Here is a 14,405-nt window from a genome sequence, read left to right as displayed (position 1 = left end):
TCAGGCCGCGTCGCGGCTCTTTTCGATGCGCGAGCGGATCGCCTCGATCATCGTCTCGCGGATGACCGTCTCACCATGCGTCTCGCGCATGTGCTCGACGGCACGGCGCATGACCTCGGCCTCCTCGTCGGCACGCGTGTGCCAGTCACAGCCGGGCACGAGCGACCCGCAGTGAAATTCCTTCATGAGATTTCTCCTTTTCCTCCGTGAAGCCTGGTCGAGGCTCCGGTACTTTTTTTGGCTCATGGTCCGGTTCCAGGGTTTAATCCGCGGACCGCGAGCGGGTGAGAAGCATAACACAGATGGGGCGGCATTGGTTGCGGTCAACGGCAAACAGGCGGAGCAGCGCTGCTCCACCCTCTTAACACTATCCCGAAACAGGACCGGACATCGTCTCATCCTGCTCTGGCGGGCAAGCCATCATTTTGCGGCCTTGACGGCCTCGGCGACCTTGTTCTTGCCCTTCATATCCCATGAGACACGGACTTTTTCACCGACCTGCAGGCCAGGATCCTTGAAGGTCTTGGGAAGCGTAAAAGACGATCCATCGTCGAGGACCAGACTCATGGCCGTTGCGTCAAAGGTCTTGATCGTTCCGGTGGTGTGCTTGACGGCGGCGAATGCCACCGAACCGGAAGCGAGAAGGGCAGCGGCGGCCGCCGAAACAATGATCTTGCGCATTGCGAAGTACTCCTGGAAGTAGGGCATCCCTCTCAATGAGGTGCCCCGCGTCGTCTGGGCCGTCCGGTCGCGTCGGGTCGCGGCTCGCTTTGTCTGACGCAATTCCGGTCGGAAAGCCGTTTCGCACTTTCCTGGAATTGCGCGCAGGCGAACCGCCGGCGCTTCCCGACCCGGCCCCACAAATAGGCCAGTCTTTTCAACGGCCTATTAGACGAAAAAGAAATTTTGCGCCGCACCGTGTGCCACATTCCATGCCCATTTCGAGCGAATGGGACATCAATGCGACTCACGCCGCGCTCACCATTTTGTTACGGCCAGCGAACCTCGGGCGGCAGGCTGGAGAGAATGGACGCGACATTGCCGCCGGTCTTCAGTCCGAAGATGGTGCCGCGATCGTGAAGCAGATTGAATTCGACATAGCGGCCGCGGCGGATGAGCTGTTCGTCACGGTCGCCATCGGTCCAGTTCTCGTTGAAGTTGGCGCGCACGAGGTGACCGTAGACGACGAGAAAGGAGCGGCCGACATCCTGGACGAAGTTGAAATCGGCATTCCAGCCGCCTTTGTCCTCGCCCGAATGCAGCCAGTCGAAAAAGATGCCGCCGGTGCCGCGCGGCTCGTTGCGGTGCGACAGATAGAAGTACTCGTCGCACCAGGCCTTGAATTTCGGGTAATCGGCGACCGCGGCATTCTTCTCGCAAGCGAATTGCATGGCGCGATGGAAGGCGAGAGTATCAGGGTCGTCCTGGGTGCGGCGGCGATCGAGCACCGGTGTCAGATCGGCGCCGCCGCCGAACCATTGGCGCGATGTTACCACCATGCGCGTGTTCATGTGCACGGCCGGAACGTTGGGATTCCACGGGTGCGCGATCAGCGAAATGCCGGATGCCCAGAAGCGCGGGTCTTCCTCGGCGCCGGGCATCTGCTTCCTGAATTCGGGCGAGAACTCGCCATGGACGGTCGAAGTGTGGACGCCGACCTTTTCGAAGACGCGGCCGTGCATCATCGACATGGTACCGCCGCCGCCACGGCCCTCGTCGCGTTCCCACGGCGTCTTTTCGAAACGGCCCGGTGACCACGAGGCCAGCGGCCCGCCAAGGTCCTGCTCGATCTGCTCGAAAGTGGCGCAGATGCGTTCGCGCAGCGCCTCGAACCACAGCCGTGCCTTCATCTTCTTCTGTTCGATGTCGGCGGGCAGGCCTGTCGGTATTTCTGGTCGTTCCAAGTGCCGTCTCCGGTTGGGGCGGCGAGTCCCACAAATGACTCGTCTTTTGCCGGCGCGATCCCTAATCTCTTAAGGGCAAGGGTCAAGTCACTTTGGTTTTGCGCATGATCCTTTCCGAAACTCGATTCCGATTTCGGGTCATGCGCCAGGTGCAAGGAGCTGTTTCGTGCGCACCCCGGCAAGACCGCCGCTGGATGGCCTGAAGAGAAGGCTCGACCAAAGCCGTGCCGAGCGCGTGCGTATGCCGCGCGATGGTTTCCTGCGAGAGACCTTCGTGCTGCCGCGCTCCGATGCGCGGCTCAAGGCCAAGGAATGGTTCGAGCGCTTTCCCAAGCAGGCCTACTGGACCGAGATCGAAAGCTGGTTCGAGCGGCCGGGCGACCTGATCGAGTTCACCATCAGGCGGTTGCCAGCGGCTGACTAGGATGTCCTTGAGAGAGGCGGAGCAACCAGCCTTCTTGCCCCTGTCCCCTCGCGCGCCAGCCGGTCGCCCTTGTTGCGCAACGGGCATTTGTCGATGGACATGCAGCCGCAGCCGATGCAGTCGGTCAGCCCGTCGCGCAGTTTCTTCAACTGGGCGATCTTGTGGTCGAGCCCGTCGCGCCAGGCGGTCGACAAAAGGTTCCAGTCGTCGCGCGTCGGCGTGCGGCCTTCGGGCAGTGATTCAAGTGCGGCACCGATTTCGGCCAGCGAGATGCCGACCTCCTGTGCAACCTTGATGATCGCCACGCGCCGCAGCACATCGCGGCCGTAGCGGCGCTGGTTGCCCGACGTGCGATGGCTGCGGATCAGGCCGCGGGCCTCGTAGAAATGCAGCGCCGACACCGCCACCCCGCTGCGCATGGCCACCTGGCCGACCGTCAATTCCGTTATAGGCGCCATGTCTGATTTTCCGCCCCGATTTTTCCGCTTGACCTAAAGTTAAGTTGAGCTTGTAGCGAAGAAACCCTGGATGTGCAAACGAAGGAGAAGGCGATGTGCGCCTGGGTCAAGATGACGGGAGACGGACTGCCATTATCCGAGTTGCCGGACGGCTTCGCCCGCCACCATGGCGACGGAGAGCGCGACGTTGATGCTGCGCGCCGTACCCTGCATCGGGATGGTCAGCCGCGTATCAGCCGCCTGATGGACAGGATCCGGCACGCCTGCGGATTCCCGGCCAAACAGGAGTATGTCGCCTTCGGCGAAGATGAAGCTGGTGTAGGCCGTCGTGGCTTTGGTCGACAGCAGCACCAGCCGGCGCGAACCAGCCTTGCGCCATTCCTCGAAGGCATGCCAGTCGACATGCCGGGGCAGCCATTTCGAGGTAGTCCATGCCGGCTCGCTTGAGCGCTTTGTCGGAGAGCGGAAATCCGGCCGGTTCGATGATGTCGACGCCAAGTCCGAGGCACGCGGCGAAGCGCAGGATTGTCCCGGTGTTGCCGGCAATGTCAGGCTGGTAGAGCGCGATGCGGAGACGACAGTTCATTTCCGCGTCCTTCTAATAAGTGGCGGATCGGCCACAGCGGCTTGGCGGTTTTGGAAATTGCTGGACCTGCGGGTGGCCATTTTCTGCGAGGTCGGGTATACAGCCAGGATTGTCAACCCGAACCGATGGAGGGGTAATTCATGATGATCATGCACATCCAGCGCCCCTCTCGTGGGCTTACCTGCCTGCCGGCGGTTTCGGTACGACGATTCTCCTGACTCTCTAAGACTTGATCGCACCGATTCCCGCCGAAACGATTTTTCGGCTCTCGAAGGAATCCTGCGATGTTTTTCAAAAAGTCAAAAGGGCTGAACACCCCAGCTGAACCTGTCCGGACCGATGCTTGTCATGTCCAGACCGACGCAAAGCATGCCTCCGGCCGAATGCCGGCGGACGATATTGCTTCGCCTTTTTATCTCGATTTTCACACGGAGGACGGACCGATGTTCGATCCCTATAGAATACCTGGCTCGAGGAGCCTGCATATCCATCGACTGCCGACCTGGGCGCTGCTGATCGGCGACACCTATTCGTCGGCGGTGCACGCCGAGGTTCGCCGCCGGCCGCATCGCGGCATGCTGCCGGATGTCGATTTTTCGCGCGCGGTTCCCGATCTGAGCCGGCCTTCGCTGGTGCGCCGGATCATCCGGCTGATCCGGCCGGGCGCGAAAAACCGGGCTGGCGGCACCGTGTCGTCAGGATCGTCTGGCGCAGCTGTCGGCGAAAAGCCCGCGAGCCCCTATATTGCGCGAAGCAGGGCCGACGGTCCGGGTGATTCCAGACCGTCGGCCCTTGACGCCATGGGTTCCGCGGATTTCGTACGCTCACGTGCCGCGTAAGCGGCACACACATTTCACAGGCATAACCTATGTTGTTGTTTAGCTGGTTTGAAAAAAGGCTCGATCCGTTCCCCGCAGCGGAACCGGTCGAGCCGCCCAAGACGCTGGTTGCCTTCTGCCTGCATTATACGCGCGGCGCATGGCCATATATCCTTTTCGACGCGGTGCTGGTGACGGCCATCGCGATCGCGGAAGTATGGATGTTCGGCTTTCTCGGCCGCATCGTCGACTGGCTGTCGGGGCAGAATCGCGAAACCTTCCTGCAGACGGAAGCCTGGAAGCTCGCCGGCATGGCCTTCATCGTGCTGTTCGCGCTGCCGGGCACGGTATGGCTGCATTCGTTTCTCAACCAGCAGACGCTGATGGGCAATTATCCCATGCGCATCCGCTGGCAGGTGCACCGCTATCTGCTCAAGCAGTCGATGAGTTTCTACCAGGACGAGTTCGCCGGCCGCATCGCGACAAAGCTGATGCAGACGGCTCTCGCCGTGCGCGAATGCGTCATCAAGGTGATCGACGTCCTGAACTACGTTATCGTCTATTTCCTCGGCATGCTGCTCATCGTCGGCTCGGCCGACTGGCGGCTGGCCGCGCCGCTCGGCGTCTGGCTGGTCGGCTATATCCTTTTGCTGCGCTACTTCATCCCGCGGTTGGGCAAGGTCGGCGAGGAGCAGGCCAATGCGCGCTCGATCATGACCGGCCGGGTCGTCGATAGCTACTCCAACATCCAGACGGTCAAGCTGTTCAGCCATGCACGCCGCGAAGCGTCATTCGCCAAAGACGGCATGTCCGGCTTTCTCGAAACGGTCTACCGGTCGATGCGGCTGGTGACAGTGCTTTTTGGCTCGCTTTACATCCTGAATGCATTGCTCTTGTTCTCCGTCACCGCGATGGCGTTGTGGCTGTGGCTGGGGCAAGCAGTGACGATCGGCGCGGTCGCCGTGGTCATCGGCCTTGTGCTCAGGATGTGGGGCATGTCGCAATGGATCATGTGGGAAATGTCGGGCCTGTTCGAGAACATCGGCACGGTGCAGGACGGCATCGCCTCGATCTCGCTGCCGCGTCTTGTCGAGGACAGGCCGGACGCGAAGGAGATCAGCGTTTCCAGGGGTGAAATCCGCTTCGAGGACATCCGCTTCCACTACGGCAAGCAGAAGGGTGTGATCGAAGGCTTGTCGCTGGCGGTGAAGCCGGGCGAAAAGGTCGGCATCGTAGGCCGCTCCGGCGCCGGCAAGTCGACGCTGGTCAACCTGTTGCTGCGCTTCTACGACCTCGAAGCCGGGCAGATATTGATCGACGGCCAGGAGATCGCCGGTGTGAAGCAGGATTCGCTGCGTGCGCAGATCGGCATGGTCACGCAGGACACCTCGCTGCTGCATCGTTCGGTGCGCGAGAACATCCTCTATGGCCGGCCCGATGCCACCGACGAGATGCTTGTCGAGGCGGCGCGGCGCGCCGAGGCGCTGGACTTCATATCAGGGCTTTCGGATGCCGGTGGCCGGAAGGGCTTCGATGCCCATGTCGGCGACCGCGGCGTCAAATTGTCCGGCGGCCAGCGTCAACGCATCGCCATTGCTCGCGTTATGTTGAAGGATGCGCCAATACTTATCCTTGACGAAGCGACCTCGGCGCTTGATTCCGAAGCCGAGGCGGCGATCCAGGAGAACCTCTACAAGCTCATGCAAGGTAAGACCGTCATCGCCATCGCGCACCGACTGTCGACCATCGCGGCGATGGACAGGCTGGTGGTGATGGACAAAGGCCGTGTCATCGAGGAAGGTTCGCACGAGGAACTCGTCGCCCGCGGCGGGCTCTACGCGCAGCTCTGGCAGCGCCAGTCGGGCGGGTTCCTGCTTGAGGGCGGTCCCGCCGACCCCGCCAACGATGCACTTGCAAAGGGGCAAGCCGCAGAATGATGGCCGCCGCATGATGACAGCCGTCTATCGCTGGTTCGAGAACTGGGTCTATCCGTTCAGGGAGCCAGCGAATCTTCGGCCACCGACCAGCGTCGGCGGTTTCCTCTGGCACTATGTCGGCCAGGCGAAGTTCGCCTTCTTCGCCATGCTGGTCATCGGCGGCATCGCGCCGCTGGTCGAGGCCGGCCTGTTCTACTTCGTCGGGCGGCTCGTCGATATTCTCGACCAGCTTCCCGCCGAGCGCAGCTGGCACGCACTGTGGGCCGCCGCCGGTCCTGAACTGGTTTTCATGGTCGTGGTGGTGCTGGTCATCCGCACCGTCGTCGTCGGCCTGTCGGCGCTGGTCGATGAACAGACCATCACGCCGGGCTTCTACAATCTGGTGCGCTGGCAGGCACACCGGCATGTCTCGCGCCAGTCCTACGCCTTTTTCCAGAACGATTTCGCCGGCCGCATCGCGACAAAGGTCTGGCAGGCGGGGCAAGCCACCGGCGACCTGATGGAAAGCTTCATCGAGGTCGTCTGGTTCATGATCGTCTACACGGTGACGACGCTGGCGCTGGTCGCAGGCCTCGATCTCAGGCTGGCGGTGCTGGTGGTGATCTGGATTTCCGCTTTCGCTTGGCTGGCCAAGCTCTACTTGCCGGCAATCCGCAAGCATGCCGAGGAAACCGCCGAGGCCGGCTCGATGATCACCGGTCGCATCGTCGATTCCTATTCCAACGTGCAGACGCTGAAACTGTTCTCGGCCGACGGCGACGACCGCTACATCAGGAACGGTTTCGACATCTACCTCGACGCATTGCGCCCGTTCACCCGCCGGCTGACCGGCGTGCGCATGGCGTTGACGACGCTGTCGGGCATTATGATCACGGCGATCGGCTGCTTTGCCGTTTATCTCTGGGTCGAGGGCTCGATCACCGTCGGCGCGGTCGCCTTCACGCTGTCGCTGGTGCTGCGGCTCAACATGCTGCTCGGCCGGCTGATGATGCAGCTCAACAGCATCTTGCGAAACCTCGGCGTGCTGGAGAACTCCAAGGCGCTGATTTCGCAGCCCCTCGGCCTCATCGATGCGCCCGACGCCAAGGAACTCGTGGTGGCAGGCGGTCGTATCGAGGTGAACAACGTCGAGTTCCATTACGGCAAAGGTTTCGGCGTGCTGAACGGCATCGACCTTGTCGTCAAGCCGGGCGAGAAGGTCGGGCTGGTCGGACCGTCTGGCGCCGGCAAGACGACGCTCGCGAACCTGATCCTGCGCCTCTACGATCTGGAGAGCGGGTCGATCACCATCGATGGCCAGGATGTCGCCAAAGTCACGCAGAATTCGCTGCGCGCCAATATCGGCGTCGTCAGCCAGGACACGGCGCTGTTCCACCGTTCGCTGCGCGACAACATCAAGCTCGGCATGCCTGACGCGACCGATGCGGAGGTGATCGCGGCGGCGAAAAAGGCCGAGGCGCACGAGTTCATCCTGACCTTGCGCGACAACAGGGACCGCGCCGGCTACGAAGCCTTTGTCGGCGAGCGCGGCGTCAAACTGTCAGGCGGCCAGCGCCAGCGCGTGGCTATCGCCCGTGTCTTCCTCAAGGACGCGCCGATCCTGATCCTCGACGAAGCGACCTCGGCGCTCGATTCCGACATCGAGGCGGCGATCCAGGAGAATCTGACGCGGCTGATGGAAAACAAGACGGTCATCGCCATCGCCCACCGGCTGTCGACGATCGCGGCACTCGACCGGCTGGTGGTGCTCGACGGTGGCCGCATCGTCGAGCAAGGCACGCATGACGAGTTGGTAGCACTCGAGGGGCTCTATGCGCGGCTGTGGAAGCGGCAGTCCGGCGGTTTTCTCTATCACGAGGACAGCGTGCTCGAAGAGACACGCCCGGCGGAGTAGCTCCATGGGTGGATCAACAGGCGCCATCTCAGAGGTCGGCTACGTTCTCAAGCGGCTCCGGCCGACCATGCCGGCTTTCGACACGCTGAAGGAAGAGAGCCGGCAGGAAGGCTACTGGATGCTGGTGCGCCTGGCGGATGGCTGGGCAAGTGGCCGCAACAAGTTCCTGAAACGGGGCGAGGCGCTGTACGGAGCCTGGGATGGAAGGGAACTCGCCGGCGTGTGCGGGTTGAACATCGATCCCTATTTCGAGGCCAGGGACCACGGCCGGGTCCGGCACCTGTTCGTCAGTGCGCGTCACCGTCGCGCCGGCCTTGGCCGGATGCTGATCGAAACCGTTATCGACAGGGCACGTCACCATTTCGCCGCGCTGAACACCCGCGCGCCGCAAGAGGCTTTTGGTTTTTACGCACGGCTTGGATTTACGCACGTGGAAGGCGAAGAATTCGTCACTCACCGCATGGTTTTCGCGAAAGGAGACTGAAATGTCCTTGCGTCCGCCATCTCATCTTGCCGGCGGCTCGGCCGCCGAAGCCGCCTTCGACGCGCTCGGCCATGAAATATTGGCGGAAAAGGCGGCAGCACTCGGCCGCGCCGGCCAGCGGGTAGAGGAAACGCTGGCCAGGCTGCGCGACAATGCCGACGAGCAACTGCGCCCCCGGCTGCTCAAGGATGCCGCCGAGGCGGTGCATGGCTATTTCATCCAGCGCGAGCTGTGCGGCTTGCGCAAGCACGATGCCGTCATTCGTGAATACAACATCCCGAGAGCGGTGCTGGCCAGGCTCGGCGCGAAATAGGGGTCACTCCAGCCATTCGGTGATGAAGCTGCCGTTTTCATGGATGTCGGTCGTTTCCAGCGGGCCTGGGCCGAGATTGGTGAATTTGTGCGGCGTGTTGGGCGGCACGATCAGGATCTGGCCGGCGGATGCCTCGATCTCCTGGTCGCCGACAGTGAACAGGCCGGTGCCCTGGCGGATGATGAAGATCTCCGCGTAGGGATGCGTGTGCAGGCGGGGGCCGCCGCCGACGCCAGGCAAATAGTTGAAGATCAGGCAGGAGTTGGAGCCGTAGGCGCCACATTGCAATTCGCCCTTCCAATGGTCGGAGCGAACAGACCAGGTGTCGCGGTCTATGACGTGTGCCATGATACAAGGATAGACCCGGCTGGCGCCTTGTGTCGAGCCGAACAGGGGCGTCGGATTTGCGGTTGTTTCCCGGTTGTTTAGCGATGTTTGGCGGCTATCCGGCGTCGCGTTGAGCGGTGGCGGATTTTGTCCCCGCGACAATCTGCCCTTGTGCCTTCACCCGTCTGGACAAAAACGGGCTTCACGCATAAACCGAAGTCCAAATGCCGGAGGAATTCGCAAGCCTGTTCGCCATGCGCTGTCGGGTTGGCGTAATTGAGCGGGGAACAAGGCTCAGCCACCGGCACGGAAAGGCGAAAGGATCAGGCACCCGTGAGCGCAACCGACACCCAGGATCCCAACCGTCGTGATTTTCTCTACGTCGCCACCGGCATGGCCGCAGTGGTCGGCGCGGGTGCCTTCGCGTGGCCGTTCATCGACCAGATGCGCCCCGATGCCTCGACGCTGGCGCTCGCTTCCGTCGAAGTCGACGTCGCCTCGCTGACGCCGGGCATGTCGCTGATCGTCAAATGGCGCGGCAAGCCGGTCGTGGTCCGCAACCGCACCGAACAGGAAATGAAGGACGGCGAGGCCGTCAAGCTGGCCGATCTCAAGGACCCGATCGCCCGCAACGCCAATCTGCCGGCCGATGCACCGGCGACCGACGCCAATCGCACCACGCCCGGCAAGGAAGCCTGGATGGTGATGGTTCAGGTCTGTACCCATCTCGGCTGCATTCCGCTCGGCCAGGAAGGCGATTTCGGCGGCTGGTTCTGCCCTTGCCACGGCTCGGTCTACGACACGGCCGGACGCATCCGCCAAGGCCCGGCGCCTGAGAACATGGCGGTGCCGGTATTCAAGTTCATTTCCGATACCAAGATCCTTATCGGTTGAGGCAGGGGACATTTCGATGAGCGAGGGACACTCGACCTATACGCCCAAAACCGGTCTCGGACGCTGGTTTGACGCCCGCATGCCGCTGCCGCGGCTGGTCTATGACAGCTTCGTCGCCTATCCGGTGCCGCGCAACCTCAACTACGCTTGGACGTTTGGCGGCATCCTGTCGATCATGCTGGTGGCGCAGATCCTGACCGGCATCGTGCTGGCCATGCACTACACGGCCGACACCAATCTCGCCTTCGGCTCGGTCGAGAAGATCATGCGCGACGTGAATTCGGGCTGGCTGCTGCGCTACATGCATTCGAACGGCGCCTCGTTCTTCTTCGTCGCCGTCTACATCCACATCTTCCGTGGCCTATATTACGGCTCCTACAAGGCGCCGCGCGAGCTGCTGTGGATCCTCGGCTGCATCATCTATCTCCTGATGATGGCGACCGGCTTCATGGGCTACGTGCTGCCATGGGGCCAGATGAGCTTCTGGGGTGCCACCGTCATCACGGGTTTCTTCAGCGCCATTCCGCTGGTCGGCGACTGGATCCAGCAGCTGCTGCTCGGCGGCTTTGCCGTCGACAACCCGACGCTGAACCGCTTCTTTGCGCTGCACTATCTGTTGCCGTTCATGATTGCCGGCGTCGTCGTTTTGCACATCTGGGCGCTGCATGTCGTGGGCCAGTCGAACCCGACGGGTATCGAGGTCAAGTCGAAGACCGACACTGTCGCCTTCACCCCCTACGCGACCATCAAGGACGCGTTCGGCATGATCGTGTTCCTGTTCTTCTTCGCCTATTTCGTCTTCTACCTGCCGAACTATCTCGGCCATCCCGACAACTACATCGTCGCCAACCCGCTGAAGACGCCGGCCCACATCGTGCCCGAATGGTACTTCCTGCCGTTCTACGCGATCCTGCGCGCCATCACCTTCAATGTCGGGCCGATCAACTCCAAGCTCGGCGGCGTGCTGTGCATGTTCGGCGCCATCGTCATGTTGTTCCTGGTGCCGTGGCTCGACACTTCGAAGGTACGCTCGGCCGTTTACCGGCCCTGGTACAAGCTGTTCTTCTGGCTGTTCGTGGCCGATGCCATCCTGCTTGGCTGGCTGGGCTCGCAGCCGGCCGAAGGCAGCTATGTGTTCATGGCGCAGATGGCGACATTGTTCTACTTCGCCTTCTTCCTGATCGCGCTGCCGGTGCTCGGCCTGATCGAGACGCCGCGACGGCTGCCGAACTCGATCACCGAGGCGGTCCTCGAGAAGAACAAGGGCGGCAGCGGACATCCGGCGGGCGCTACGGCGGCGCCGGAAACCAAAGGCTGAGCGGGTAGAGAATCTAAGGGGATTTGGCATGAAAAAGATTCTCACCTCGCTGGCGCTGGTCGGCCTCGTGGCCGTCGGCATCGGGTCGGCAGGCACTTGGGCGATCGCCGCCGAAGAGGCGCACAACGCCGCCGCGCCGACGCATTTCCCGATCCACGAGCCGAAGGAAATGGACTGGAGCTTCACCGGCCCGTTTGGCACCTATGACAAGGCGCAGCTGCAGCGAGGCCTCAAGGTCTACAAGGAAGTCTGCGCGGCCTGCCATTCGATGAACATGGTGGCGTTCCGCACGCTGTCGGACCTCGGCTATTCCGATGCGCAGATCAAGACGCTGTCGGCCGAGTACACGATCCATGACGGTCCCAACGATGCCGGCGACATGTTCGACCGTCCCGGCAAGCCGTCCGACCACTTCCCGCCACCGTTCGCAAACGACGAAGCGGCCGCCGCTTCCAATGGTGGTGCTGCTCCGCCCGACATGTCGCTGCTGGCCAAGGCGCGCGGCGTCGAGCGCGGCTTTCCGCAATTCGTCTTCGACATCTTCACCCAGTATGACGCGGGCGGCCCCGACTATATCCACTCGTTGCTGACAGGCTACGACGAGACACCGCCTGCCGGCATGGTCATCCCGGAAGGCACCCACTACAACCCCTATTTCATGTCGGGCGTGTCGCTGAAGATGCCCAACCCGCTGTCCGACGGCCAGGTGACCTATGATGACGGCGCGCCGCAGACAGTCGACCAGTACTCCCGCGACGTTTCCGCCTTCCTGATGTGGGCGGCCGAGCCGCATATGGAAGACCGCAAGAAGACCGGTTTTCGCGTGCTAGTGTTCCTGCTTCTGTTCGGCGCTCTGGTCTATCTCACCAAGCGCAAGGTGTGGGAAGGCGTGGCGCATTGAGCCACACAATCAAGTGATCGCGAAGGGCGCCGAGAGGCGCCCTTTTGCATTTCCGGAGGCTGGTCATGTCACATGGCCGTCACCGCATCCGGCGATCCTGTGCTGCTCTCATCAAAGGATCGCATTCATGAAAAGATACGCATCGATCGCGGCAGGCCTGTTGCTGCTCATCATCGGCTCGGCCGCGCAAGCGGAAGACGCCCAGCCCTTCGTCACCAACAAGGATGTCGACTTGACGATGATCCTGCCGCCGCCGCCGGCAAACGATTCGGCACAGACCAAGGCCGAACTCGGCGAGGTGCTGACGCTGCAGGTGACGCGCACACCGGAGATGGTCGCCAGCGCGGTGGCCGATGCCGAGGAGAATGTCTGGCGCTTTGCCGACGTCATGGGGCCGAAATTCAACAAGGAAACGCTGCCGAAATTCAGCGCCTTCTTCGATCGCGTGGTGGCTACCGAAGGCGCTGTCGTCGATCCGGCCAAGGATGTCTGGAAGCGCCCGCGCCCGCATCAGCTCAGCGATCTCGTCAAGCCTGCGGTCAAGCTGTCGAACTCCGGTTCCTGGCCTTCCGGACACGCCACCGTCGGCACGATGATGGGCATCATTCTGTCCGACATGGTTCCGGAAAAGCGCGCCGAGATCATGGCACGTGCGAGCGAATACGCCCACAACCGCGTGGTTGGCGGCATCCATTTTGCGTCCGATGTCGAGATGGGCAGGATTTCCGGCAGCGTCATTGCCGCGGTCCTGCTCAACCGGGACGACTTCAAGGCTGAATATGAAGTGGCCAGAGCCGAGCTTCGTTCCGATCTCGGCATGTAATCTTTGTCGGCCGGATCAGACGGGAAGGGGCGCTTCAGGCGCTCCTTTTCCGTCTGCGCCAGTGCTGAGGCGGAAGTTCGGCAATTAGTCCGTTGGCATAGCAGCATCAGGTTGATATTCGACGCATCGAACGGTGGCGAGAAGCTCGTCCCGCCATGGCCTTTGGAACTCGATGATGCGGCTCAGCGACTGTCACAACTTTTCCGATTTCCGGCGGATGGCGCAGCGGCGACTGCCGGGGCCGATTTTCAATTACATCGACGGCGCGGCGGACGACGAGGTCACCTACCGCCGCAACACCGAAAGCTTTGAGACCTGCGATCTGGTTCCCAACGTGCTGCGCGGGGTGAGCGAGGTCGACATGTCGGTGACGGTCATGGGCCAGAAGCTGGCGATGCCGTTCTATTGCTCGCCGACCGCCTTGCAGCGCCTGTTCCACCATCAGGGCGAGCGCGCGGTCGCCAAGGCCGCGGCCAAGTATGGCACCATGTTCGGCGTCTCGTCGCTTGGCACCGTCAGCCTCGAGGAGGCGCGCAGCATCAGCAGCAGCCCGCAGGTCTACCAGTTCTATTTCCATCGGGATCGCGGTCTCAACCGGGCGATGATGCAGCGCGCCAAGGCGGTCGGCGTCGAGGTGATGATGCTGACCGTCGACAGCATCACCGGAGGAAATCGCGAGCGCGACAAACGCACCGGCTTTGCCATTCCCTTCAAGCTCAACCTTGCCGGAATGGCGCAGTTCGCGCTCAAGCCGGCCTGGGCGATCAATTATTTCACGCATGAGGGGTTCAAGCTGCCGCAGCTCGACGAGCATGTCGACATGGGCGGCGGCACGATGTCGATCAGCCGCTACTTCACCGAGATGCTAGACCCGTCGATGACGTGGGACGATGTCGCCGAGATGGTCAAGCTTTGGTCGGGTCCGTTCTGTCTCAAGGGCGTTATGTCGGTGGAGGACGCAAGACGCGCCGTCGACATCGGCTGCAGCGGCATCGTGCTGTCGAACCATGGCGGGCGGCAGCTGGATGGCTCGCGGGCGGCGTTCGACCAGCTTGCCGAGATCGTCGATGCCGTTGGCGACAGGATCGACGTCATCATGGATGGCGGCGTGCAGCGCGGCACGCATGTGCTGAAGGCGCTGTCGCTCGGTGCCAAGGCCGTCGGTGTCGGACGCTACTATCTGTTCCCGCTCGCGGCGGCGGGCCAGCCCGGCGTCGAACGGGCCCTTGAGCAGATGCGGGTCGAGATCGAACGTGGCATGAAGCTGATGGGCTGCAGTTCGATCGAACAATTGTCGCGCAAGAACCTCCGTTTCAGGTAATCT

The 14,405-nt window shown here is 62.2% G+C and carries 16 protein-coding genes and 1 pseudogene; 11 read left to right on the top strand and 6 right to left on the bottom strand.

Annotation, left to right across the window (positions count from 1 at the left end; translation table 11 throughout):
• The 3 genes from NP503_RS24900 to hemF form a co-directional block, all read right to left on the bottom strand.
• Window positions 1-186, bottom strand: a complete 186-nt coding sequence (locus NP503_RS24900; protein WP_127269428.1) for a DUF1059 domain-containing protein — start codon at window positions 184-186, stop codon at window positions 1-3.
• A gap of 234 nt (window positions 187-420) precedes the next feature.
• Entirely contained in the window at window positions 421-681 is a 261-nt protein-coding gene (locus NP503_RS24895; RefSeq protein WP_127269427.1) for a DUF1344 domain-containing protein, read from the bottom strand.
• Window positions 682-989: 308 nt separating this feature from the next.
• The gene (hemF, locus tag NP503_RS24890; protein ID WP_127269426.1) at window positions 990-1,904 is read right to left on the bottom strand and encodes an oxygen-dependent coproporphyrinogen oxidase; all 915 of its coding nucleotides are present in this window, start codon (window positions 1,902-1,904) and stop codon (window positions 990-992) included.
• 166 nt (window positions 1,905-2,070) lie between these two features.
• On the opposite strand from hemF, the gene NP503_RS24885 reads away from it, so the two are divergent.
• On the top strand, window positions 2,071-2,328 hold the full coding sequence (locus tag NP503_RS24885; RefSeq protein ID WP_127269425.1) for a hypothetical protein: 258 nt from the start codon (window positions 2,071-2,073) through the stop codon (window positions 2,326-2,328).
• Here the strand turns inward: NP503_RS24885 and soxR are convergent.
• Both soxR and NP503_RS24875 read right to left on the bottom strand, forming a co-directional pair.
• Complete coding sequence (soxR, locus tag NP503_RS24880; protein ID WP_127269424.1) at window positions 2,325-2,786, bottom strand: redox-sensitive transcriptional activator SoxR; 462 nt, start codon at window positions 2,784-2,786, stop codon at window positions 2,325-2,327. The two genes, NP503_RS24885 and soxR, sit on opposite strands and share 4 nt — an antisense overlap.
• Before the next feature lie 132 nt (window positions 2,787-2,918).
• A pseudogene (locus NP503_RS24875) lies at window positions 2,919-3,372 on the bottom strand (tRNA (cytidine(34)-2'-O)-methyltransferase).
• 443 nt (window positions 3,373-3,815) lie between these two features.
• On the opposite strand from NP503_RS24875, the gene NP503_RS24870 reads away from it, so the two are divergent.
• From NP503_RS24870 to NP503_RS24850, 5 genes are read left to right on the top strand one after another with little or no spacing between them, the layout of a single operon-like run.
• Entirely contained in the window at window positions 3,816-4,211 is a 396-nt protein-coding gene (locus NP503_RS24870; RefSeq protein WP_127271716.1) for a hypothetical protein, read from the top strand.
• Between the two features lie 29 nt (window positions 4,212-4,240).
• Complete coding sequence (locus tag NP503_RS24865) at window positions 4,241-6,127, top strand: ABC transporter ATP-binding protein (RefSeq protein ID WP_127271989.1); 1,887 nt, start codon at window positions 4,241-4,243, stop codon at window positions 6,125-6,127.
• A 10-nt stretch (window positions 6,128-6,137) separates the two neighbouring features.
• A complete protein-coding gene (locus tag NP503_RS24860) occupies window positions 6,138-8,021 on the top strand; it encodes an ABC transporter ATP-binding protein (RefSeq protein WP_127271991.1) in 1,884 nt (627 codons plus the stop codon).
• Window positions 8,022-8,025: 4 nt separating this feature from the next.
• Window positions 8,026-8,505, top strand: coding sequence for a GNAT family N-acetyltransferase (locus NP503_RS24855; protein ID WP_127270964.1), 480 nt, complete (start codon window positions 8,026-8,028; stop codon window positions 8,503-8,505).
• A gap of 1 nt (window position 8,506) precedes the next feature.
• Window positions 8,507-8,818: a DUF6665 family protein gene (locus tag NP503_RS24850; RefSeq protein WP_127270963.1), complete on the top strand. Its 312-nt coding sequence runs from the start codon at window positions 8,507-8,509 to the stop codon at window positions 8,816-8,818.
• A 3-nt stretch (window positions 8,819-8,821) separates the two neighbouring features.
• On the opposite strand, the gene NP503_RS24845 is transcribed toward NP503_RS24850, so the two are convergent.
• Window positions 8,822-9,166 carry a cupin domain-containing protein gene (locus tag NP503_RS24845; protein ID WP_127270961.1) on the bottom strand — a complete coding sequence of 115 codons (345 nt, stop codon included), beginning with the start codon at window positions 9,164-9,166 and terminating at the stop codon, window positions 8,822-8,824.
• 312 nt (window positions 9,167-9,478) lie between these two features.
• Between NP503_RS24845 and petA the strand changes: the two genes are divergently transcribed.
• The 5 genes from petA to NP503_RS24820 all read left to right on the top strand — a co-directional run bounded on the left by petA (window position 9,479) and on the right by NP503_RS24820 (window position 14,402).
• On the top strand, window positions 9,479-10,039 hold the full coding sequence (gene petA / locus NP503_RS24840) for a ubiquinol-cytochrome c reductase iron-sulfur subunit (protein WP_127270959.1): 561 nt from the start codon (window positions 9,479-9,481) through the stop codon (window positions 10,037-10,039).
• Between the two features lie 16 nt (window positions 10,040-10,055).
• Window positions 10,056-11,357: a cytochrome b N-terminal domain-containing protein gene (locus NP503_RS24835; protein WP_013529985.1), complete on the top strand. Its 1,302-nt coding sequence runs from the start codon at window positions 10,056-10,058 to the stop codon at window positions 11,355-11,357.
• 28 nt (window positions 11,358-11,385) lie between these two features.
• Window positions 11,386-12,258, top strand: a complete 873-nt coding sequence (locus NP503_RS24830) for a cytochrome c1 (protein WP_127270560.1) — start codon at window positions 11,386-11,388, stop codon at window positions 12,256-12,258.
• Window positions 12,259-12,385: 127 nt separating this feature from the next.
• Window positions 12,386-13,081, top strand: coding sequence for a phosphatase PAP2 family protein (locus NP503_RS24825; protein ID WP_127269623.1), 696 nt, complete (start codon window positions 12,386-12,388; stop codon window positions 13,079-13,081).
• Window positions 13,082-13,256: 175 nt separating this feature from the next.
• Window positions 13,257-14,402: an alpha-hydroxy acid oxidase gene (locus tag NP503_RS24820; RefSeq protein WP_127269626.1), complete on the top strand. Its 1,146-nt coding sequence runs from the start codon at window positions 13,257-13,259 to the stop codon at window positions 14,400-14,402.
• Window positions 14,403-14,405 lie beyond the last annotated feature (3 nt).

This window comes from Mesorhizobium sp. SEMIA396, assembly GCF_024518615.1.
Taxonomy (GTDB): Bacteria; Pseudomonadota; Alphaproteobacteria; order Rhizobiales; family Rhizobiaceae; genus Mesorhizobium.
The sequence above is the reverse complement of the archived record's forward strand: the minus strand, read 5'-3'. Positions and strand labels throughout refer to the sequence as shown.